General features: G+C 55.6%; 32 protein-coding genes. 1 reads left to right on the top strand and 31 read right to left on the bottom strand.

The features are described 5' to 3' along the window. Positions 1-45: 45 nt before the first annotated feature. On the top strand, positions 46-2865 hold the full coding sequence (gene uvrA, locus LG327_RS07720) for an excinuclease ABC subunit UvrA (RefSeq protein WP_404368043.1): 2820 nt from the start codon (positions 46-48) through the stop codon (positions 2863-2865). Positions 2866-3045: 180 nt separating this feature from the next. On the opposite strand, the gene rplQ is transcribed toward uvrA, so the two are convergent. The 31 genes from rplQ to rpsG form a co-directional block, all read right to left on the bottom strand. Next, positions 3046-3441, bottom strand: coding sequence for a 50S ribosomal protein L17 (gene rplQ, locus LG327_RS07715; RefSeq protein ID WP_404368040.1), 396 nt, complete (start codon positions 3439-3441; stop codon positions 3046-3048). Between the two features lie 37 nt (positions 3442-3478). Then, positions 3479-4483, bottom strand: coding sequence for a DNA-directed RNA polymerase subunit alpha (locus tag LG327_RS07710; RefSeq protein ID WP_404368037.1), 1005 nt, complete (start codon positions 4481-4483; stop codon positions 3479-3481). A gap of 32 nt (positions 4484-4515) precedes the next feature. Further along, entirely contained in the window at positions 4516-5136 is a 621-nt protein-coding gene (gene rpsD / locus LG327_RS07705; protein WP_404368034.1) for a 30S ribosomal protein S4, read from the bottom strand. 15 nt (positions 5137-5151) lie between these two features. After that, the gene (gene rpsK / locus LG327_RS07700) at positions 5152-5541 is read right to left on the bottom strand and encodes a 30S ribosomal protein S11 (RefSeq protein WP_004580767.1); all 390 of its coding nucleotides are present in this window, start codon (positions 5539-5541) and stop codon (positions 5152-5154) included. A 14-nt stretch (positions 5542-5555) separates the two neighbouring features. Next, positions 5556-5912 carry a 30S ribosomal protein S13 gene (gene rpsM, locus LG327_RS07695; RefSeq protein ID WP_404368030.1) on the bottom strand — a complete coding sequence of 119 codons (357 nt, stop codon included), beginning with the start codon at positions 5910-5912 and terminating at the stop codon, positions 5556-5558. A gap of 139 nt (positions 5913-6051) precedes the next feature. Further along, positions 6052-6165, bottom strand: a complete 114-nt coding sequence (rpmJ, locus tag LG327_RS07690; RefSeq protein ID WP_404368028.1) for a 50S ribosomal protein L36 — start codon at positions 6163-6165, stop codon at positions 6052-6054. Positions 6166-6195: 30 nt separating this feature from the next. Next, positions 6196-7515, bottom strand: coding sequence for a preprotein translocase subunit SecY (gene secY / locus LG327_RS07685; RefSeq protein WP_404368025.1), 1320 nt, complete (start codon positions 7513-7515; stop codon positions 6196-6198). A gap of 17 nt (positions 7516-7532) precedes the next feature. Then, positions 7533-7967, bottom strand: coding sequence for a 50S ribosomal protein L15 (gene rplO / locus LG327_RS07680; protein WP_404368022.1), 435 nt, complete (start codon positions 7965-7967; stop codon positions 7533-7535). 1 nt (position 7968) lies between these two features. After that, entirely contained in the window at positions 7969-8157 is a 189-nt protein-coding gene (rpmD, locus tag LG327_RS07675) for a 50S ribosomal protein L30 (RefSeq protein WP_166258781.1), read from the bottom strand. 4 nt (positions 8158-8161) lie between these two features. Then, on the bottom strand, positions 8162-8662 hold the full coding sequence (gene rpsE / locus LG327_RS07670; protein ID WP_404368020.1) for a 30S ribosomal protein S5: 501 nt from the start codon (positions 8660-8662) through the stop codon (positions 8162-8164). A gap of 12 nt (positions 8663-8674) precedes the next feature. Continuing rightward, entirely contained in the window at positions 8675-9022 is a 348-nt protein-coding gene (gene rplR / locus LG327_RS07665; RefSeq protein WP_404368017.1) for a 50S ribosomal protein L18, read from the bottom strand. Positions 9023-9031: 9 nt separating this feature from the next. Then, positions 9032-9565: a 50S ribosomal protein L6 gene (rplF, locus tag LG327_RS07660; protein WP_404368015.1), complete on the bottom strand. Its 534-nt coding sequence runs from the start codon at positions 9563-9565 to the stop codon at positions 9032-9034. 9 nt (positions 9566-9574) lie between these two features. Continuing rightward, the gene (rpsH, locus tag LG327_RS07655) at positions 9575-9967 is read right to left on the bottom strand and encodes a 30S ribosomal protein S8 (protein ID WP_404368013.1); all 393 of its coding nucleotides are present in this window, start codon (positions 9965-9967) and stop codon (positions 9575-9577) included. Between the two features lie 84 nt (positions 9968-10051). Beyond that, positions 10052-10357, bottom strand: coding sequence for a 30S ribosomal protein S14 (gene rpsN / locus LG327_RS07650; RefSeq protein ID WP_404368010.1), 306 nt, complete (start codon positions 10355-10357; stop codon positions 10052-10054). A 12-nt stretch (positions 10358-10369) separates the two neighbouring features. Next, a complete protein-coding gene (gene rplE, locus LG327_RS07645) occupies positions 10370-10900 on the bottom strand; it encodes a 50S ribosomal protein L5 (protein ID WP_404369287.1) in 531 nt (176 codons plus the stop codon). Between the two features lie 24 nt (positions 10901-10924). Beyond that, positions 10925-11245, bottom strand: coding sequence for a 50S ribosomal protein L24 (gene rplX / locus LG327_RS07640; protein WP_404368008.1), 321 nt, complete (start codon positions 11243-11245; stop codon positions 10925-10927). A 16-nt stretch (positions 11246-11261) separates the two neighbouring features. After that, a complete protein-coding gene (rplN, locus tag LG327_RS07635; protein ID WP_404368005.1) occupies positions 11262-11630 on the bottom strand; it encodes a 50S ribosomal protein L14 in 369 nt (122 codons plus the stop codon). Positions 11631-11688: 58 nt separating this feature from the next. Then, the gene (rpsQ, locus tag LG327_RS07630) at positions 11689-11955 is read right to left on the bottom strand and encodes a 30S ribosomal protein S17 (RefSeq protein ID WP_404368002.1); all 267 of its coding nucleotides are present in this window, start codon (positions 11953-11955) and stop codon (positions 11689-11691) included. A gap of 1 nt (position 11956) precedes the next feature. After that, entirely contained in the window at positions 11957-12148 is a 192-nt protein-coding gene (gene rpmC / locus LG327_RS07625) for a 50S ribosomal protein L29 (RefSeq protein ID WP_404367999.1), read from the bottom strand. Next, the gene (gene rplP, locus LG327_RS07620) at positions 12148-12561 is read right to left on the bottom strand and encodes a 50S ribosomal protein L16 (RefSeq protein WP_404367996.1); all 414 of its coding nucleotides are present in this window, start codon (positions 12559-12561) and stop codon (positions 12148-12150) included. Before rplP ends, rpmC begins: the two co-directional genes overlap by 1 nt. A gap of 12 nt (positions 12562-12573) precedes the next feature. After that, positions 12574-13257 (bottom strand): 30S ribosomal protein S3, encoded by a 684-nt coding sequence (rpsC, locus tag LG327_RS07615; RefSeq protein WP_404367993.1) that lies wholly within the window; start codon positions 13255-13257, stop codon positions 12574-12576. Between the two features lie 11 nt (positions 13258-13268). Further along, positions 13269-13601, bottom strand: a complete 333-nt coding sequence (gene rplV / locus LG327_RS07610; protein WP_404367990.1) for a 50S ribosomal protein L22 — start codon at positions 13599-13601, stop codon at positions 13269-13271. A 17-nt stretch (positions 13602-13618) separates the two neighbouring features. Continuing rightward, positions 13619-13894 (bottom strand): 30S ribosomal protein S19, encoded by a 276-nt coding sequence (rpsS, locus tag LG327_RS07605; protein WP_404367987.1) that lies wholly within the window; start codon positions 13892-13894, stop codon positions 13619-13621. A gap of 23 nt (positions 13895-13917) precedes the next feature. After that, the gene (gene rplB, locus LG327_RS07600) at positions 13918-14745 is read right to left on the bottom strand and encodes a 50S ribosomal protein L2 (protein WP_404367984.1); all 828 of its coding nucleotides are present in this window, start codon (positions 14743-14745) and stop codon (positions 13918-13920) included. Between the two features lie 17 nt (positions 14746-14762). Continuing rightward, positions 14763-15056: a 50S ribosomal protein L23 gene (gene rplW, locus LG327_RS07595; protein WP_404367982.1), complete on the bottom strand. Its 294-nt coding sequence runs from the start codon at positions 15054-15056 to the stop codon at positions 14763-14765. Further along, positions 15053-15658 carry a 50S ribosomal protein L4 gene (gene rplD, locus LG327_RS07590; RefSeq protein ID WP_404367979.1) on the bottom strand — a complete coding sequence of 202 codons (606 nt, stop codon included), beginning with the start codon at positions 15656-15658 and terminating at the stop codon, positions 15053-15055. Before rplD ends, rplW begins: the two co-directional genes overlap by 4 nt. An 11-nt stretch (positions 15659-15669) precedes the next feature. Next, positions 15670-16308 carry a 50S ribosomal protein L3 gene (gene rplC, locus LG327_RS07585; protein ID WP_404367976.1) on the bottom strand — a complete coding sequence of 213 codons (639 nt, stop codon included), beginning with the start codon at positions 16306-16308 and terminating at the stop codon, positions 15670-15672. A 73-nt stretch (positions 16309-16381) separates the two neighbouring features. Continuing rightward, complete coding sequence (rpsJ, locus tag LG327_RS07580) at positions 16382-16693, bottom strand: 30S ribosomal protein S10 (protein ID WP_041341420.1); 312 nt, start codon at positions 16691-16693, stop codon at positions 16382-16384. Between the two features lie 185 nt (positions 16694-16878). After that, the gene (gene tuf, locus LG327_RS07575) at positions 16879-18075 is read right to left on the bottom strand and encodes an elongation factor Tu (protein ID WP_404367940.1); all 1197 of its coding nucleotides are present in this window, start codon (positions 18073-18075) and stop codon (positions 16879-16881) included. A 35-nt stretch (positions 18076-18110) separates the two neighbouring features. Then, on the bottom strand, positions 18111-20216 hold the full coding sequence (fusA, locus tag LG327_RS07570; protein WP_404367972.1) for an elongation factor G: 2106 nt from the start codon (positions 20214-20216) through the stop codon (positions 18111-18113). Positions 20217-20235: 19 nt separating this feature from the next. Further along, the gene (gene rpsG, locus LG327_RS07565; protein WP_404367969.1) at positions 20236-20706 is read right to left on the bottom strand and encodes a 30S ribosomal protein S7; all 471 of its coding nucleotides are present in this window, start codon (positions 20704-20706) and stop codon (positions 20236-20238) included. Positions 20707-20771 lie beyond the last annotated feature (65 nt).

Here is a 20771-nt window from a genome sequence, read left to right as displayed (position 1 = left end):
GTAGTCTGAACACGGTATACTGATCGTTTTTCAACGGGGAGTAATATGGACCGCATCCAGATCAAGGGGGCTCGCACCCACAATCTGAAAAACATCGACCTGGATATACCGCGGGACCAGATCATCGTGATCACCGGCCTTTCGGGCTCCGGGAAGTCATCGCTCGCATTCGATACCCTCTACGCAGAAGGCCAGCGACGTTACGTCGAATCCCTCTCTACCTATGCCCGCCAGTTCCTGTCGATGATGGAGAAGCCTGATGTGGATCACATCGAAGGCCTGTCTCCGGCGATCTCGATTGAACAGAAATCCACATCCCACAACCCCCGTTCTACGGTGGGAACCATCACCGAGATCTACGATTACCTGCGGCTGCTGTTTGCCCGCGCCGGGGAACCTCGCTGCCCGGACCATGGCCAGCCCCTGGAAGCCCAGACCGTCAGCCAGATGGTGGACCAGGTTCTGGCCATGCCGGAGGAGAGCAAGCTGATGATCCTTGCGCCTGTGATCCGGGACCGCAAGGGCGAACATCTGAACGTAGTGGACACCATGCGCAGCCAGGGCTTCATCCGCCTGCGGGTTGACGGCCGGGTATACGACATTGACGATGTTCCGGCCCTGGACAAGAAACGCAAACACCAGATCGACGTGGTGGTCGACCGGTTCAAGGTCAAGCCCGGCCTGGAACAGCGTCTGGCTGAAAGCTTTGAAACCGCTCTTGGCCTTGCCGAAGGGATCGCTCTGGTCGCGCCCATGGAGGGCGACGGTGAAGAGCACATCTTTTCCTCCCGCTACTCCTGTACCCAGTGCGGCTATGCCCTGAGTGAACTTGAGCCGAAGCTCTTTTCTTTCAACAATCCCGCCGGAGCCTGTCCGACCTGTGATGGCCTGGGCGTCCGGCAGTTTTTCGATCCGGAGAAAATCATCCAGCATCCGGAGGCTACTCTCGCCGAAGGTGCCATCAAAGGCTGGGATCGTCGGGCGGTGTATTACTTCCAACTGCTGAAAAGCGTGGCGGACCACTACAATGTCGACCTGGATACACCTTTCGTGGATCTTCCGGATGACTTCCGCCAGGTCGTCCTTTACGGCTCAGGGTCAGAAGATATTTCTTTCCGCTACGTAAACTCCCGGGGCCAGGTCATGGAAAAGGCCCACTCTTTCGAGGGTATCCTGCCCAATCTGGAAAGACGCTATCGGGAAACCGATTCCCAGAGCATGCGCGAGGAACTGGCTCGAAACCTGAGCCAGCAGCCCTGCGTCGACTGCGGCGGATCGCGTCTGCGCCGAAGCGCCCGCAATGTCTTCATCGAAGAACGGGCTCTGCCGGATATCACGAGACTTCCCGTTGGTGAGGCCCAGGATTACTTTGAGGAGCTCGGACTGCCTGGCCGGCGTGGCGAAATCGCCGAAAAGATCCTGAAGGAGGTCCGTCAGCGGCTCCAGTTTCTGGTCAACGTAGGCCTGCAGTACCTGACCCTGGAACGCAGCGCCGACACCCTCTCCGGGGGCGAGGCGCAGCGTATCCGCCTGGCCAGCCAGATAGGCGCCGGCCTGGTGGGGGTGATGTACATTTTGGACGAACCCTCCATCGGCCTTCACCAGCGTGACAACGACCGGCTGCTGGCGACCCTCACCCACCTGCGGGATCTGGGCAACACGGTCATCGTAGTTGAGCATGACGAGGAAGCCATCCGGGCTGCTGATCATGTCATCGACATAGGCCCGGGAGCCGGTGTGCATGGTGGCGAAATCATCGCCCAGGGCACGCCCGAGGACATTATTGCCTGCCCTGATTCCCTTACCGGCCAATATCTCAGCGGCACCAGAAAAATTGCGGTTCCCGGGGAGCGCCTCAAAGGCAACGGTGAATGGCTGTCCCTCAGCGGGGCCACAGGCAACAACCTGCAGGACGTCACTCTCAGCCTTCCCCTGGGAGTCATGACCTGTGTAACCGGCGTGTCCGGCTCGGGCAAGTCCACTCTGATCAACAGCACTCTGTATCCGGTTGCAGCCACCAGGCTCAACAAGGCCACCACCATGAGCCACAGCCCCTACGACAAGCTGACCGGGCTGGAGCATCTGGACAAGGTCATCGACATCGACCAGAGCCCGATCGGCCGGACCCCAAGGTCCAATCCGGCCACCTATACCGGGCTCTTCACGCCAATCCGGGAGCTTTTTGCCGGCACCCAGGAGGCACGCTCGCGCGGGTACAAGCCGGGGCGATTCAGCTTCAACGTCAAGGGCGGACGCTGCGAAGCCTGTCAGGGTGATGGCATGATCAAGGTGGAAATGCACTTTTTGCCGGATATTTACGTATCCTGCGATGTGTGCAAGGGCAAACGGTATAACCGCGAAACCCTCGAGGTGCGCTACAAGGGCAAGAACATTAACGAAGTCCTGCAAATGACGGTGGAGGAGGGCCGGGAGTTCTTCGACCCAGTGCCATTCCTTGCGCGGAAACTCCAGACCCTGATGGATGTCGGCCTTTCGTACATCCGCCTGGGCCAAAGTGCCGTTACCCTTTCCGGCGGCGAAGCCCAGCGCGTCAAGCTTGCCAAGGAGTTGTCAAAACGGGATACCGGAAAGACACTGTACATACTGGACGAGCCCACCACGGGCCTGCATTTCTATGACATTCAGCAGCTTCTCAATGTGCTGCACCGCCTCAGGGATCACGGCAACACCATTGTCGTCATCGAGCATAACCTGGACGTGATAAAAACCGCAGACTGGATCGTGGACATGGGCCCCGAAGGAGGCTCTGGTGGCGGCAGGATCATCGCAGAGGGAACCCCAGAAGACGTGGCCGACAACCCCACATCCCATACCGGGTATTATCTGAAGCCGCTGCTTGACTGACTGATTAGACGCGGAAAAAAGACAAAAGATCTTTTAGGTAGTAAATCTTTTGTCCGTGAATGTCCGTGCCGTCCGTGGCTTATCTTTTCTTTATCCCTGGTCTTTCCTTCCGCGGTTTCCGCGGCAAAAAAAAAAGCCGGAGGCTTCGCAGCCCCCGGCTTTCATTGAACTCCCCCGATGTTACTCGTCGTCGTTCACTTCTTCCGCTTCCACATCCGTAGGACGGCCAATTACCTCGACATACGCCATAGGCGCGTTGTCGCCGGCACGGAAGCCGCACTTCAGAATGCGAAGATAACCACCCGGGCGCTCAACGAAACGCGGGCCCAGCTCGGTGAAGAGCTTGGCGACCGCTGCATCGTCACGCAGGCGTGAGAACGCCAGACGACGATTCGCGACCGAATCATTTTTTGCGAGCGTGATCAAAGGCTCGGCTACACGACGAAGCTCTTTGGCTTTCGGCAGCGTTGTCTTGATCAGCTCGTGATCAACCAGCGACGCAGTCATGTTGCGAAACATGGCCTTGCGATGCGCGCTGGTCCTGCTGAACTTACGACCACTCTTACGATGACGCATTGCTCTGATTCCTTACCTTGAACTACCAATTCGGCAATTAACCGCCCAGAACCCGGTCGTCGCCACGAAGGCTAGCCGGCGGCCAGTTATCCAGACGCATACCAAGGGACAGGCCACGGGAGGCCAGCACATCCTTGATCTCGGTAAGCGACTTTTTACCCAGGTTAGGCGTCTTCAGCAGCTCGACTTCGGTGCGCTGGATAAGATCGCCAATGTAGTAAATATTTTCAGCTTTCAAGCAGTTGGCTGAACGAACCGTCAGTTCCAGGTCATCCACCGGACGCAGCAGAATCGGATCAACCTCTTCCTCTTCCTCAACGCGCTCAGGCTCTTTCTCGTGATCGAAATCAACGAAAACGGCCAGCTGCTGTTGCAGGATGGTCGCCGCCCGGCGAATGGCTTCTTCCGGATTGATGGTGCCATTGGTTTCCAGATCGATCACCAGCTTGTCGAGATCCGTACGCTGCTCTACCCGTGCACTTTCCACGGCATAGGAGACACGACGGATCGGACTGAAGGTCGAATCAAGTTGCAAGCGCCCAATCGCACGGGTCTCATCTTCTTCAAGCCCCCGCTGATCAGCAGCCTCGTAACCACGACCACGAGCCACTTTCAGACGCATGTTCAGTTCACCGTTGGCACTCAGGTGACAGATCACATGTTCCGGGTTCGCAATCTCGACATCGTGACCCAGCGTGATATCACCGGCGGTGACAACACCCGGCCCTTTTTTGCTGATTGAAACTTCAGCTTCATCACGGCTACCCATTATCACGGCCACGCCCTTGAGATTCAGAAGAATCTCAATGACGTCCTCCTGGACACCCTCGATTGCGCTGTACTCGTGCAACACGCCGTCAATCTGCGCTTCGGTAACTGCACAGCCCGGCATTGAAGACAAAAGTATACGGCGGAGTGCGCTGCCCAGTGTGTGGCCGAAGCCCCTTTCCAGAGGCTCAAGTGTCACTTTGGCGCGCGTACCGCTCGATTCCTTCACGTCAATGGTGCGAGGTGTCAATAACTCATGTACTGAACGCTGCATAGACGCCCCTATCTCTCGTTGCTAACTCGGCTTTACTTGGAGTAAAGCTCGACGATGAGGTTCTCGTTGATGTCGGCCGGCAATTCAGTGCGCTCGGGCATTGACTTGTATACGCCGGACATCTTGTTGGCGTCGACATCGATCCAGGTCACCGGTGCACGGTTTGTGGACAGATCCAGTGCGCCTTTGACGCGCAGCTGATTCTTTGCCTTCTCACGAACGCTCACAACATCACCCGGCTGTACCTGAAACGACGCGATGTTAACCATCTTGTCGTTAACCAGAATGGCCTTGTGAGAAACAAGCTGACGGGACTCCGCACGGGTCGAACCAAAACCCATGCGATAAACTACGTTGTCCAGCCGCGCTTCAAGAAGCTGCAGCAGGTTCTCACCGGTTGCCCCCTTGATACGCGCCGCCTGGGCATAATAATTCCGGAACTGCTTCTCCAGTACGCCGTAGATACGACGGACTTTCTGTTTTTCCCGGAGCTGAACGCCGTACTCTGACAGACGACCACGACGTGCACCGTGCTGACCCGGAGGGGTCTCAAGGTTACACTTCGAGTCCAGCGCGCGAACGCCGCTCTTCAGAAAAAGATCTGTCCCTTCACGACGAGACAGCTTACATTTTGGACCTATGTAACGTGCCATATCTAACTGTCTCCTTTAAACGCGGCGCTTCTTGGGCGGACGACAGCCGTTATGGGGAATCGGCGTCACATCGGTGATGTTGGTGATCTTGTACCCGCAGCCATTCAGCGCGCGTACAGCGGATTCACGTCCGGGGCCTGGACCCTTCACTTCTACATCCAGGTTTTTAAGGCCGTATTCAGCAGCCGCATTACCGGCTCTTTCAGCTGCTACCTGCGCAGCAAAAGGTGTGCTCTTGCGTGACCCACGGAAACCGGAACCACCAGAGGTGGCCCAGGACAGGACGTTGCCCTGCCGATCGGAAATCGTCACGATAGTGTTGTTGAAGGACGCGTGAATGTGCGCGACGCCATCAACAACCGTCTTTTTCACCTTTTTACGGGTACGTGTACCTGGCTTTGCCATGATTGCCTACCTGTTTACTTGCGAATAGGTTTGCGAGGACCTTTACGGGTGCGGGCGTTGGTCTTGGTGCGCTGGCCACGGACGGGAAGTCCATGACGGTGGCGCAGACCACGGAAGCAACCGAGATCCTTCAAACGCTTGATGTTCATCTGAACTTCACGACGCAGATCGCCCTCAACTGACAGTTTGCCCACTTCACTACGAAGTGACTCAATCTGCTCGTCGGACAGGTCTTTGACCTTGACGTCCGGCTTGACGCCGGTTGCATCGCAAAGCTTCTGGGCTGCCGTCTTCCCGACTCCAAAAATGTAAGTCAGTGAGACAACAGCATGTTTGTGATCGGGTATATTGACACCGGCTATACGTGCCATCCAAATTACTCCGCGTTCAAAGCTTTGCTGTGTGAATTTTCCGCCACAAAAAGGGCGCGAAATAATAACGCCTGACCTTGAAAAGATCAAGCGTCACTATTTCGTCCCCCTGCGATTCGAGTGAAATCCTTTCCGGATCTCAGCCCTGACGCTGCTTGTGGCGAGGCTCCGCGCAAATGACCCTTACTGCGCCATTGCGACGAATTACTTTGCAGTTACGGCAAATTTTCTTTACCGAAGCGCGTACTTTCATTGTCGACTCCAGTTTTCAATGGGAGCTGAATCAGCTCCGACTATAGCCCTTGAGATTGGACTTCTTCATCAGTGATTCATACTGATGCGACATCAGGTGCGACTGAACCTGGGCCATAAAATCCATTACCACGACTACAACAATCAACAGCGATGTGCCGCCCAGATAGAAGGGCACATTCCCGGCAACCATCAGAAACTGAGGGAAGAGGGACACTGCTGCGATATACATCGCGCCGAACAGAGTCAGGCGCGTCAAAACACCGTCAATGTACTTCGCTGTCTGCTCTCCGGGCCGGATTCCCGGAATGAAAGCACCCGACCGCTTCAGGTTGTCCGCAACTTCCTTCGGGTTATACATCAACGCCGTATAGAAGAAGCAGAAAAACACAACCGCCGCGGCAAACAGAATGATGTACAGAGGCTGACTCGGCGCCAGTGCCTGGGATACATCGCTCAGCCACTCCATCCCTTCGCCCTGGCCGAACCACTGACCCAGCGAAGCCGGAAACAGAAGGATGGACGAGGCAAAAATGGGAGGAATTACGCCTGCCATGTTCACCTTCAGAGGAAGATGACTCGACTGCTGCGCAAATACCTTGCGACCCTGCTGGCGTTTCGCATAGTTGATGGTCAAGCGACGCTGACCACGCTCCATGAACACCACGAAGCCAACCACGGCTATAGCCAGAACCCCGATACCAAGTACGAGCAGTACGCTCATCTCACCGTCACGGGCCTGCACCAGTGTCTGGCCAATGGCCCCGGGCAACCCGGCAACAATACCTGCGAAAATCAGCAGTGAGATGCCATTACCAACGCCACGCTCGGTAATCTGTTCCCCAAGCCACATCATGAAGACTGCGCCACTGACAAAACTCACAACTGCCACAAAGTGGAAGCTCAGGCTGTCATTGAATGTCACACCCTGGGATGCGAGGCCGACCGATATGCCCATACCCTGGATCAGAGCCAGAACCACCGTTCCATAACGGGTGTACTGACTGATCTTGCGTCGTCCGGCCTCACCTTCCTTCTTCAGCTGCTCCAGCGTCGGGCTGACCGCTGTCATCAGCTGCATGATGATGGAAGCTGAAATGTAAGGCATGATCCCCAGAGCGAGGATACTCATTCGCTCCAGGGCACCACCGGAAAACATATTGAACAGACTGAGAATGGTTCCCTGCTGCTGTTCAAACAGCGCCGCCAGACGATCCGGGTTAATCCCCGGCACTGGGATGTGCGCACCGACACGGTACACAAGCAGTGCCAGGAAAACGAACCAGAGCCGCGATTTCAGCTCTGCAAGTCCCTTTCCCGCGCCCGCAGGCAATGATGCTGTCTTGGCCATTTGGTCCTCGACTCGTCTTAGTCTTCGACTTTACCGCCCGCAGCCGTTATGGCCTCGCGAGCGCCTTTGGTCACTTTCAGACCTTTGACGGTCACCGCACGCGTAAGCTCTCCTGACAGGATCACTTTTGCGCCGCGAATTTCTTCCCGAATAATGTCAGCCTTTTTAAGAGCTGCCAGATCCACGACATCGCCTTCCACGTTCTCAAGCTCGTTCAGACGAATTTCAGCAACATAGCGCGCCTGGCGCGAAGTGAAGCCAAATTTCGGCAGACGACGGGCCAACGGCTGCTGGCCGCCCTCGAAACCCGGGGCGACACTACCGCCCGACCGGGCCTTGAGACCCTTGTGGCCGCGACCGGCTGTCTTGCCCAGACCGCTACCGATACCCCGGCCAACGCGCTTGGCGGTGGTCCGTGAACCGGGCTCTGGACTAAGTTCATTAAGACGCATCTTAGTTCTCCTCAACCCGAACCATGTAATAAACCCGGTTAACCATGCCCCGAACGGAAGGTGTATCTTCCAGTTCAACGGTATGACCAATCCGACGAAGACCCAGACCCTTCACACAGGCTTTGTGCTTGGGCTGGCAGCCAATCGGGCTGCGGGTCAGTGTTACCTTGAATGTTTTTGCGTTCGCCATGACTTCAACCCAGAATATCTTCCACGGTCTTGCCGCGCTTGGCTGCGATATCTTCCGGCGCATGCATTGCCTGAAGACCCTTGATAGTGGCACGGACTACGTTGACCGGATTGGTCGAGCCGTAACACTTGGACAGTACGTTGTGAACACCTGCCACTTCCAGCACTGCACGCATCGCGCCACCGGCGATGATGCCTGTACCGTCTGAAGCTGGCTGCATGTACACCTTTGAAGCGCCATGGTTGGCCTTGATCGGGTACTGCAGAGTGGTACCGTCCAGCGGTACATCAATCATGTTCTTGCGCGCAGCTTCCATTGCCTTCTGGATCGCAACCGGCACTTCACGTGCCTTGCCCCGACCGAAGCCAACACGACCCTTGCCATCACCAACAACCGTCAGCGCGGTAAAAGCAAAAATACGACCGCCTTTGACGACCTTGGCAACGCGGTTGACCTGAACCAGCTTTTCCTGGAGCTCAGGCGCCTTCTGTTCGTTAACGCTCATCTTCTCCACCTCTTAGAATTGCAAGCCAGCTTCACGAGCCGCATCGGCCAGAGCCTGAACCCGACCATGATAACGGTAACCGGAGCGGTCAAATGCTACCTGCTCCACTCCTGCCGCTTTGGCGCGTTCAGCAATTAGCTGACCGACCTTTTTGGCGGCGTCCACGTTACCGGTTGCACCCTGGCGCAATTCCTTATCCAACGTGGAGGCAGTTGCCAGCACTTTGCTGCCATCCGCTGATGTGACCTGAGCATACATGTGCCTCGGTGTACGATGTACACACAGGCGAATGGCTCCCAGTTCACGGATCTTGGTGCGCACTTTACGTGCGCGACGCAATCTTTCGTTATTCGCGCTCATAGTCCCGCCTTATTTCTTCTTGGCTTCTTTACGTCTGACCTGCTCATCCGCATATCGAACACCTTTGCCTTTGTAAGGCTCGGGCGGACGGAACGCGCGAATTTCAGCAGCGACCTGGCCAACCTGTTGCTTGTCGAACCCGCGAATGACAACTTCCGTCTGTGTCGGAGTTTCTGCGGTGATCCCCTCGGGCAGCTCATACTCAACCGGGTGAGAGAAACCCAGTGTCAGATTGAGCTTTTTACCCTGTGACTGGGCGCGATAACCTACGCCCACAAGCTGGAGCTTGCGCTCAAAACCCACAGTCACGCCGGTAACCATGTTGTTAACCAGCGCACGGGTGGTGCCTGCAAGAGCACGGGACTGTTTTGCGCCGTCGCGGGCGGCAAAGCGGAGAATATTCTCGTCCTGCTTTACTTCGACGACATTATGCACGGTGAATTGAAGCGCTCCTTTGGAGCCCTTCACACTGATTTCCTGTCCGTTCAGCTTAACCTCAACACCGGGAGGCAGCACGACAGGATTATTGGCAACCCTGGACATGTGTTTCTCCTAGAATACGGTGCAGATGACTTCGCCACCCACGCCTGCAGCACGTGCGGCGCGGTCTGTCATTACGCCCTTGGACGTAGAGACAATCGCGACTCCCAAACCACCGGCAACTTTCGGCAGTTCCCCAGCGCCATTGTAACGGCGCAGACTTGGTTTACTGATCCGTTTGATGTCCTCAATAACCGGTTTCCCTTCAAAATACTTGAGGGTAATGGTCAGCTCGGGCTTGGAATCAGCTGAAACGGCAAAATCCTGAACGTAACCTTCGTCCTTCAGGACCTGGGCCACGGAGATTTTCATTTTTGAAGACGGCATGGCGACATCCGCCTTGGCTGCCATCTGTGCATTACGGATGCGCGTAAACATATCCGCAAGCGTATCTTGCATACTCATTGGTATGAGTCTCCTGATCTTTTTAGTTGTGCAGCGATGGTCTACCGCACCGCTTACCAACGGACACCGGTACAGGTGTCTCTGTTACCAACTGGCTTTCGTCAGTCCCGGTACGTCACCACGCATGCCAGCTTCACGCAATTTGATGCGTGACATCTGGAACTTGCGCAGAACACCGTGGGGCCGACCAGTTATCTGGCAACGGTTACGAAGGCGAACCGGGCTTGCATCGCGGGGCAGCTTCTGGAGCTTTACCTGTGCTTCCCAGCGCTCATCGTCGCTGATATTCGGGTTCTTGATAATCGCCTTGAGCTCCGCGCGACGGGTTGCGAATTTTGCAACCGTCTCTTCGCGTTTGCGCTCACGGTTCTTCATGGAAACCTTAGCCATTACATTCGTTCCTTATTTCTTGAACGGAAAGCCAAAAGCTTTCAGCAATTCGCGGCCTTCGTCATCGCTTGCGGCAGAGGTCGTGATGGTGATATCCAGCCCGCGGATCTTGTCGACCTTGTCGTACTCGATTTCCGGGAAGATGATCTGCTCACGTACACCCATGCTGTAATTGCCGCGACCGTCAAAGGATTTCGGGTTCAGACCACGGAAGTCACGAACACGCGGAATCGCAATGTGAACCAGACGGTCAAAAAAGTCCCACATACGCTCACCGCGCAGAGTCACTTTACAACCGATTGGCCAGCCTTCACGGATTTTGAAGCCCGCAACCGACTTCTTCGCCTTGGTGACGATGGCTTTCTGACCGGACAACCGCTCAAGATCCGCAACTGCGTTCTCGATCAGCTTCTTGTCGCCCACCGCTTCGCCAACACCCATGTTCAGGGTGATTTTCTCGATACGGGGCACCTGCATGACGTTCCTGTAACTGAACTGTTCGCGCAGAGCCGGCATCACTTCCTTTGTATACTGCTCTTTCATGTTAAGCATCGTAACCACCACCGCTTACTGGTTATCGACAGCTTCTTTCGTGGACTTAAAGATCCGCGTTTTTGCCCCGTCTTCCGTAATCTGGAAGCCGACACGATCGGCTTTGCCGGTCTGCGGATTAAAAATAGCCACGTTGGAAGCCTGGATAGGTGCTTCTTTTTCGACGATGCCACCCTGGGTGCCGACCATCGGGTTCGGCTTGGTGTGCTTCTTGATCATATTGATCCCAGAAACAATCACCCGGCCGTCATCCTGAACTTTCAGGACCTTACCACGTTTACCCTTGTCTTTGCCCGTGGTGACGATTACTTCGTCATCTCGTTTGATCTTTCTCATAACCGGCCTCTAGTCCTTACAGTACTTCGGGTGCCAGCGAAATAATCTTCATGAACTTTTCAGTACGCAGTTCCCGTGTCACGGGCCCGAAAATACGGGTGCCGATGGGCGCATCCTGTTGGTTCAGAAGCACAGCCGCATTACCGTCGAAGCGAATCAACGAACCGTCTGAGCGACGTACGCCCTTACGGGTGCGCACGACAACAGCCTTGAGTACCTGGCCTTTCTTCACCTTACCGCGGGGGATGGCTTCCTTGACGGTCACCTTGATGATATCTCCCACGCCGGCATAACGCCGATGTGAACCGCCCAGGACCTTGATGCACATGACTCTTCGTGCACCACTGTTGTCCGCGACTTCAAGCATTGTTTGAGTCTGAATCATGGTTGTTCTCCAGCAGAAACCACTTTGCCGTTACGACAAGACTCACCGTCCGGGCGAGTTACACCTTCGATGCGGCTTCGACGATACCGACCAGAGCCCAGCTTTTGGTCTTGGAGACCGGGCGGGTTTCTTCGATCGTTACGATGTCGCCAATGTTGCACTGATTGTTTTCATCATGAGCATGAATCTTGGTTGAACGCTTCAGGTACTTCCCGTAAAGGGGATGCTTCACCTGACGTTCCACCAGAACCACGATGGACTTCTCCATCTTGTTGCTCACGACCTTCCCGCTCAGGGTTCTGGCAGTTTTGGTAGCTTCGGTCATGTCACTGTCCTGCCTTTTCATTCAAAACCGTTTTCACGCGAGCGATATCGCGCTTCACCTTGCCGGCGAGGTGCGACTGATTCAGCTGACCTGTTGCCTTGCGCATGCGCAGGTTGAACTGTTCTTTCCGCAGACCGATCAGTTCCTGGTTCAGCTCGTCGACTGATTTCTCACGCAGCTCTGTTGCTTTCATCACATCACCGTCCTCGTAACAAAGGTGGTCGATACAGGCAACTTGGCAGCGGCCAATGTGAAGGCCTCACGTGCGACTTCCTCAGGAACGCCTTCCATCTCATACAACATACGGCCTGGCTGAATTTCAGCTACCCAGTACTCGACAGAACCCTTACCTTTACCCATCCGTACTTCCAGCGGCTTGCCGGTGATCGGCTTGTCCGGAAAAATCCGGATCCAGATCTTCCCGCCCCGCTTGATGCGGCGCGTCATGGTACGACGCGCTGCCTCGATCTGACGCGCATTTATACGCCCCCGAGACGTCGCTTTCAATCCGTACTCACCGAAGCTCACCTTGTTAGCGCGGTGCGCCAGGCCACTGTTACGGCCTTTCATTACCTTGCGAAATTTGGTGCGTTTTGGCTGCAGCATACGAGTGCCCCTTTACTTAGAACCTTTCTTCCCAGAGGCTTTCTTGTCAGCACGGACCTGTTCCATGCCCCCAAGAATCTCACCCTTGAAGATCCATACCTTGACGCCGATGATCCCGTAGGTGGTCTTCGCTTCATATGTCGAGTAATCAATATCTGCACGCAGTGTGTGCAGCGGAACACGACCTTCGCGATACCACTCGGAGCGGGCGATTTCGGCACCCCCAAGACGGCCACCTACCTGAATCTTGATACCCTTGGCGCCCTGGCGCATCGCATTCTGAACCGCGCGCTTCATGGCACGACGGAACATCACACGGCGTTCAAGCTGACCGGCAACGTTTTGCGCTACCAGTCGGGCATCCAGATCCGGCTTGCGGACCTCTTCGATGTTGATGTGAACAGGCACCCCCATCATGTCGCTGACTTCACGACGCAGACGGTCAACATCTTCACCCTTTTTCCCGATAACAATACCCGGGCGGGCGGTATGGATCGTGATACGGGCGTTCTGAGCAGGGCGCTCGATCACAATCTTGCTGACAGACGCCTTCAACAGACGCTTGTCGAGGAATTCGCGAACCCGAATGTCATTCAACAGGTTTTTCGCGTATTCCTTTTTCTCGGCATACCAGACTGAGTTGTGCTCTTTAATCACACCCAGCCGGAAACCGGTCGGATTTACTTTATGACCCATCTGAGCATCTCCTACTTGTCGGCGACCTTGACGGTTATATGGCAACTGCGCTTGAAGATCCGATCAGCGCGCCCCTTGGCTCTCGGCTTGATACGCTTAAGCGTCGGACCTTCGTCCACCATGATGGTGGCAACCCGCAACTCGTCAACGTCCAGACCTTCGTTGTGCTCAGCATTGGCAATGGCTGATTCAAGAGCCTTCTTGATTACAACCGCCGCCTTTTTTGGGCTGAAAGTCAGAATATTCAGGGCGTCCTCAACAGCCTTGCCGCGAACCAGATCTGCAACAAGACGCGCTTTCTGAGCAGAGAGGCGAGCGCCCTTGTACTTAGCCGCTACTTCCATTTCTATTCCCCTCGCGATCAGCGTTTGGCTTTCTTGTCGGCAGAATGGCCACGGTAGGTCCGCGTTGCCGCGAACTCACCCAGCTTGTGACCGACCATGTCTTCTGTGACATGAACAGGCACATGCTGCTTGCCGTTGTGAACTGCAATGGTCAGGCCAACCATCTCCGGAAAAACCGTTGAACGACGCGACCAGGTCTTGATTGGCCGCTTATCGTTCGTTTCCAGAGCTGCTTCGACCTTCTTCAACAGATGCAGGTCTATAAAAGGACCTTTCTTTAAAGAACGTGGCACAGCATTTACCTCTATGTAGTCGTTTACTTGGCCGAACGACGACGTACTATCATTCTGTCAGTACGCTTGTTCTTACGAGTCTTATGCCCTTTGGTCGGAACACCCCATGGAGTAACAGGGTGACGTCCACCAGAGGTACGCCCTTCACCACCACCATGCGGGTGGTCAACTGGGTTCATAGCAACACCACGCACTGTTGGCCTTTTACCGCGCCAACGTGATGCACCCGCTTTACCAAGCTGCTTGAGGCTGTGTTCGCTGTTGGATACTTCACCCAACGTGGCACGACAGTCCACAAGCACCTTTCGCATTTCCCCTGACCGAAGGCGTATCGTTGCATACGACCCTTCACGAGCGACCAGCTGTACGGATGTACCCGCACTACGGGCAAGCTGGGCGCCTTTGCCAGGCTTGAGTTCGACGCAGTGAACTACGGAACCGACCGGGATATTCCGGAGCGGCAACGTGCTTCCTACTTTAATCGGCGCGTCGATGCCGGAGCGCACAGGGTCTCCTACCCGCACACCTTTGGGAGCGATGATGTAACGGCGCTCGCCATCGGCATACTTCAGGAGCGCAATGTGCGCGGAGCGGTTAGGATCATATTCCAGGCGCTCAATTGTCGCCGGAATACCATCTTTGATCCGCTTAAAGTCAATAATACGGTAGTGCTGCTTATGGCCTCCCCCAACGTGGCGGGTAGTGATCCGGCCAACGTTGTTACGACCACCGGACTTGCTCTGCTTTTCGACCAACGGCTCGTACGGGCTGCCTTTGTGCAGGTCAGGGTTGTAGAGCTTTACAACGTGACGGCGGCCAGGAGATGTTGGCTTGGTTTTGACGATCGGCATATTACGACCCCTTTACCTTATTCCACATCCAGAAAATCGATGTCCTGACCTTTCGCAAGCTGCACATAAGCCTTGCGAATGTCATTACGCTTGCCGAACCCGCGGGCAGTGCGTTTGAGCTTGCCCTTGCGGTTCAGAATCTGAACACCTTCCACGGTAACGTTGAACAGCTGCTCAACGGCCTTTTTTACTTCCGGCTTGGTTGCATCGGGCGCTACGCGGAAAACGACCTGGCTGTTTTCCCCAACCATTGACGCCTTCTCTGATACGTGCGGACCCAGCAGAACCTGATAGATACGTTCCTGATTCATCCCAGCATCTCCTCAATCTTCTTAAGAGCCGGAACGGTCACCACGACCTTCTCGAAGGCCACCAGGCTAACCGGGTCCAGGCCGGCCACATCGCGGACGTCAATGTGCGGGACATTGCGCGATGCCAGGTGAAGGTTCTGCTCAACGCTTTCCGAAAGGATCAGCGCGTTGCTGACACCAAGATCTTTCAGCTTTGCATTGAACGCTTTGGTCTTGGGTGTCTCAACTGAAAAATCGTCGACCACAACAAGACGGTCCTGGCGAACCAGCTCTGACAGAATCGAGCACATGGCTGCACGGTACATCTTGCGGTTAACTTTCTGATCGTAGCTCTGGGGCTTGGCCGCAAACGTTACGCCACCTGAGCGCCACAGCGGGCTACGGATGGTGCCAGCACGGGCACGACCTGTACCCTTCTGACGCCATGGCTTCTTGCCACCGCCACGCACTTCTGAACGGGTTTTCTGGGCACGGGTACCCTGGCGGCCACCAGCCATGTAGGCAGTAACAACCTGGTGAACCAGCGCCTCATTAAAATCTTTGGCGAATGCAGCATCGGAAACCGAAATTCCCTTGCCGCTACCTGTAATTGTCAATTCCATCGCACCGCTCCTCAGGCTTTAACTGCTGGCTTGATGACAACGTTGCTGCCCGTCGCGCCGGGTACAGCGCCACGAATCAGCAGCAAGTTACGCTCAGCGTCGACACGGACAACCTGAAGGTTCTGCACAGTCACCTGCGCATTGCCCATCTGGCCCGCCATCTTCTTGCCCTTGAATACCCGACCCGGAGTCTGGTTCTGACCAATAGAACCCGGTGCCCGGTGAGACAGGGAGTTGCCGTGAGTGGCATCCTGCATGGCAAAGTTCCAGCGCTTAACACCGCCCTGAAACCCTTTACCCTTGGACTGGCCAGTGGCATCAACGACCTGGCCATCGGTAAAGACAGCAGCTGTGAGCTCACCGCCTGCAGCCAGATCTTCGCCTTCGCCATCAGCGAGACGGAATTCCCAGAGTCCGCGACCAGCTTCTACGCCAGCTTTGGCGAAGTGACCTGCCGCGCTTTTGACAACACGAGAGGAACGGCGCGATCCGACAGTTACCTGAACTGCGCGGTAGCCGTCTGTTTCGAGGGTCTTGAGTTGAGTAATGCGGTTAGCTTCAACCTCAATTACTGTTACAGGCAGAGACTGCCCATCTTCCGTAAAAATACGGGTCATACCGGCCTTGCGACCGACAATTCCAATTGCCATGTTTCACCTCTAAGTGTACGGGGCTCTCACCCTCTATGGCCTTCTGACAGTTACACTGGTTAATGCCGGGGCATTAACCGAGGCTGATCTGAACGTCTACACCAGCTGCCAGATCAAGCTTCATCAGAGCATCCACTGTCTTTTCCGTCGGCTCAACGATGTCGAGCAGACGTTTGTGGGTACGAATTTCATACTGGTCACGCGCGTCTTTATTGACGTGCGGAGAAACCAGGATGGTGTACTTTTCCTTCCGCGTCGGCAGAGGGATAGGTCCACGCACTTGGGCGCCGGTACGTTTTGCTGTATCGACGATCTCCTGCGTTGACTGGTCGATAAGGCGATAATCAAATGCCTTCAACCGGATTCTTATCTTTTGGCTTTGCATGACGCACCAAACTCCACTCGTAGCAGCTACTTTAGCCGACCTTAAAAAAAGGAGCCGCATTGTATGCATAATGCCCAACCCTGTCAAGCAGGGTTATGACGTGCCAGCAGCGCAGACAATGTTCTCCGGGATAGAAAAAGGGGCTGCAGACTGCAGCCCCTTTTCTGCAGGGAACCGAGCGAGCCTTACTCGACGATCTTTGCAACAACCCCTGCGCCAACGGTACGGCCGCCTTCGCGAATCGCGAAACGCAGGCCTTCTTCCATTGCAATCGGCGCGATCAGGGTGACGTCCAACTTTACGTTGTCGCCAGGCATGACCATCTCCACACCTTCCGGCAGTTCACAGGACCCGGTCACATCAGTGGTCCGGAAGTAGAACTGGGGACGATATCCTTTGAAGAACGGCGTATGACGGCCGCCCTCTTCCTTGCTCAGCACGTACACCTCTGACTCAAAACGGGTGTGCGGCTTGATGGTGCCCGGCTTTGCAAGCACCTGACCACGCTCAACGTCGTCGCGCTTGGTGCCGCGCAGCAGCACACCTACGTTCTCGCCCGCCCGACCTTCGTCAAGCAGCTTGCGGAACATCTCAACGCCGGTACAGACAGTCTTGACGGTATCCTTGATACCAATGATCTCGACTTCCTCACCAACCTTGACAACGCCCCGCTCAACACGACCGGTCACTACGGTACCACGGCCGGAGATGGAGAACACATCCTCAATCGGCATCAGGAACGGCTGATCGATGGCACGCTCCGGCTCCGGAATGTACTCATCCAGGGCCTGAACCAGCTTCTTGACAGCCGTGGTGCCCATCTCGTTGTCATCCTTGCCTTCCAGCGCCATCAGCGCGGAACCAGTGATGATCGGCGTGTCGTCAGCCGGGAAGTCGTACTGAGCCAGCAGCTCACGCACTTCCATCTCGACCAGCTCAAGCAGCTCTTCGTCATCAACCATGTCCGCCTTGTTCAGGAACACGACAATGAACGGAACGCCAACCTGGCGCGACAGCAGGATGTGCTCGCGGGTCTGCGGCATCGGGCCGTCAGCTGCGGAACATACCAGAATTGCACCGTCCATCTGCGCCGCACCAGTGATCATGTTCTTCACATAGTCAGCGTGGCCCGGGCAGTCAACGTGAGCATAATGACGCGTCGGGGAGTCGTACTCAACGTGAGAGGTCGCGATGGTGATACCACGCGCGCGCTCTTCCGGAGCATTGTCGATCTGATCGAATGCACGGGACTCGCCTGTTCCCCACACTTCGTGACACACGCGCGTCAGCGCAGCTGTCAGCGTTGTCTTGCCATGGTCAACGTGGCCAATGGTGCCCACGTTCAAGTGCGGCTTCTTACGTTCAAATTTTGCTTTAGACACGGTTACACCTCTTCCTGTTTCTTGAAATCCGGGGATCAGCCCTTTTTAATGATCGCATCGGCAATGCTCGATGGCGCTTCCATGTATCTGGAGAACTCCATCACATAAGACGCCCTTCCCTGAGTTGCAGAACGCAGGTCTGTGGCATAACCGAACATTTCCGACAGCGGAACCTCTGCACGGACAATCTTGCCCGCAAGACCGTCTTCCATGCCTGAGATCAGGCCGCGGCGACGGTTAAGATCACCAACTACATCGCCCATGTAATCTTCTGGCGTAATGACCTCGACTTTCATAACCGGCTCAAGCAGTGCTGGATTCGCTTCGAGGGCACCTTTTTTCATTGCCATGGAGCCGGCAATCTTGAACGCCATCTCGTTGGAGTCAACGTCGTGATATGAGCCGTCGTGCAGGGTTGCCTTGATGCGCAGGAGGGGATAACCCGCCAGAACGCCATTCTGCATCTGCTCGTAGATACCCTGTTGCACCGCAGGAATGTATTCCTTGGGTACGACACCGCCCACAACTTCGTTGACAAAGACGAAGTTCTCGCCTTCTTCATCGTCCAGCGGGAGCGGCTCAAATCTCACATGAACGTGGCCATACTGCCCGCGACCACCGGACTGACGGACAAACTTGCCCTCAACGTCCACGGATTTGCGGATGCACTCCCGGTAGGCAACCTGTGGCTTGCCGATGTTGGCCTCGACCTTGAACTCGCGACGCATACGGTCAACGATGATATCCAGGTGAAGCTCACCCATGCCCGAAATAATTGTCTGACCGGACTCTTCGTCAGTGCGCACACGGAACGACGGATCTTCCTGAGCCAGCTTGCCCAGGGCAACACCCATCTTTTCCTGATCGGCCTTGGATTTGGGCTCAACCGCAACCGAGATAACCGGCTCCGGGAACTCCATCCGCTCCAGTACGATCTTGGCGTTTTCGGCACACAGAGTGTCCCCCGTGGTGACATTCTTGAGGCCGATAGCCGCAGCAATGTCACCAGCCAGAACTTCCTTGATTTCCTGACGGTCCTTGGAGTGCATCTGCACCATACGGCCGACGCGCTCTTTCTTCTGCTTGACCGAGTTGTAAACGGCCATGCCTGACTCGAGCCTGCCCGAGTACACGCGGAAGAATGTCAGCGTACCCACAAATGGGTCGGTGGCGATCTTGAATGCCAGAGCGGCGAAGGGCGCCTCGTCGTTGGCCTCGCGAATTTCCTCGGTTCCATCCTCGTCGACTTCGCCACGGATGGCCTTGACTTCGTCCGGCGCCGGCAGGAATTCAATGACAGCATCAAGAACAGCCTGAACACCCTTGTTCTTGAACGCCGACCCGCAGGTGGCGAGAACAATTTCGTTCGACAGGGTGCGCAGACGCAGACCCTTCTTGATCTCTTCGTTGGTCAGCTCGCCGCCTTCCAGATACTTTTCCATGAACTCTTCGGTGGCTTCAGCAGCCGCCTCAACCATCTGCTCACGGTATTTCGCGCACTCATCCTGCATTTCTGCAGGAATTTCACGCTCCTCGTAAGTCATCCCCGCATCTTCTTCGTTCCAGTAGATCGCCCGCATGCGAATCAGGTCGACTACGCCCTTGAAGTCCTCTTCCGCGCCGATAGGCAGCTGGATCGGGACCGGAGTTGCGCCCAGGCGTTTTTTGATCTGCTCAACGACACGCAGGAAGTTGGCGCCGGCACGGTCCATCTTGTTGACGAACACCATGCGGGGAACTTCATACTTGTTGGCCTGGCGCCACACTGTTTCGGACTGGGGCTCAACACCGGAGGAGCCACAGAACACTACGACCGCACCATCAAGGACGCGGAGCGAACGCTCCACCTCAATAGTGAAGTCAACGTGTCCGGGGGTATCGATGATGTTGATCCGGTGCTCCGGGTACTGCTTGTCCATGCCGCTCCAGAAACAGGTGGTGGCAGCGGAGGTGATGGTAATCCCGCGCTCCTGCTCCTGCTCCATCCAGTCCATGGTGGCGGCGCCGTCGTGTACTTCACCGATCTTGTGGGAAATACCTGTATAAAACAGGACCCGCTCGGTGGTGGTGGTTTTGCCCGCATCCACGTGCGCGCAAATACCGATATTTCTGTATCGCTTGATGGGAGTCTTGCGTGCCACTGTATAAACCTCGGCCTGATTAGAAACGGAAGTGAGAGAAAGCCTTGTTGGCTTCTGCCATGCGATGAACGTCTTCGCGCTTCTTAACAGCTGCGCCCTTGCTCTCAGCGGCATCAAGGATCTCGCCTGCCAGACGCTGGGCCATGGACTTTTCACCACGCTTTCTGGAAAAATCAACGAGCCAGCGCATTGCCAGCGCGTTTTGACGTGAAGGCCGGACTTCGACAGGGACCTGGTAGGTAGCACCGCCCACACGACGGGATTTTACTTCCACCATGGGCTGAATGTTTTCCAGGGCCTTTTCGAACATGTCGATCGGCTCATCTTTTGACTTTTCGGCAACAATAGTGAGCGCGCCGTAAACAATGCGCTCAGCAACGGCTTTTTTGCCACTTTCCATCACATGGTTGATGAACTTGGCAAGCCGGGTGCTTCCGAACTTGGGATCCGGGATAATTTCCCGTTTAGCTGCAACTCTTCTTCTAGGCATCGATAAGCCCTTAATAATTGAAAGGTCTTCAGGAACCCCTGAGATAGACTCTGCTACTCAGCCTT

Source organism: Marinobacter sp. (assembly GCF_044799475.1).
Classification (GTDB): domain Bacteria; phylum Pseudomonadota; class Gammaproteobacteria; order Pseudomonadales; family Oleiphilaceae; genus Marinobacter.
This window is presented reverse-complemented; position numbering and strand designations above follow the sequence as displayed.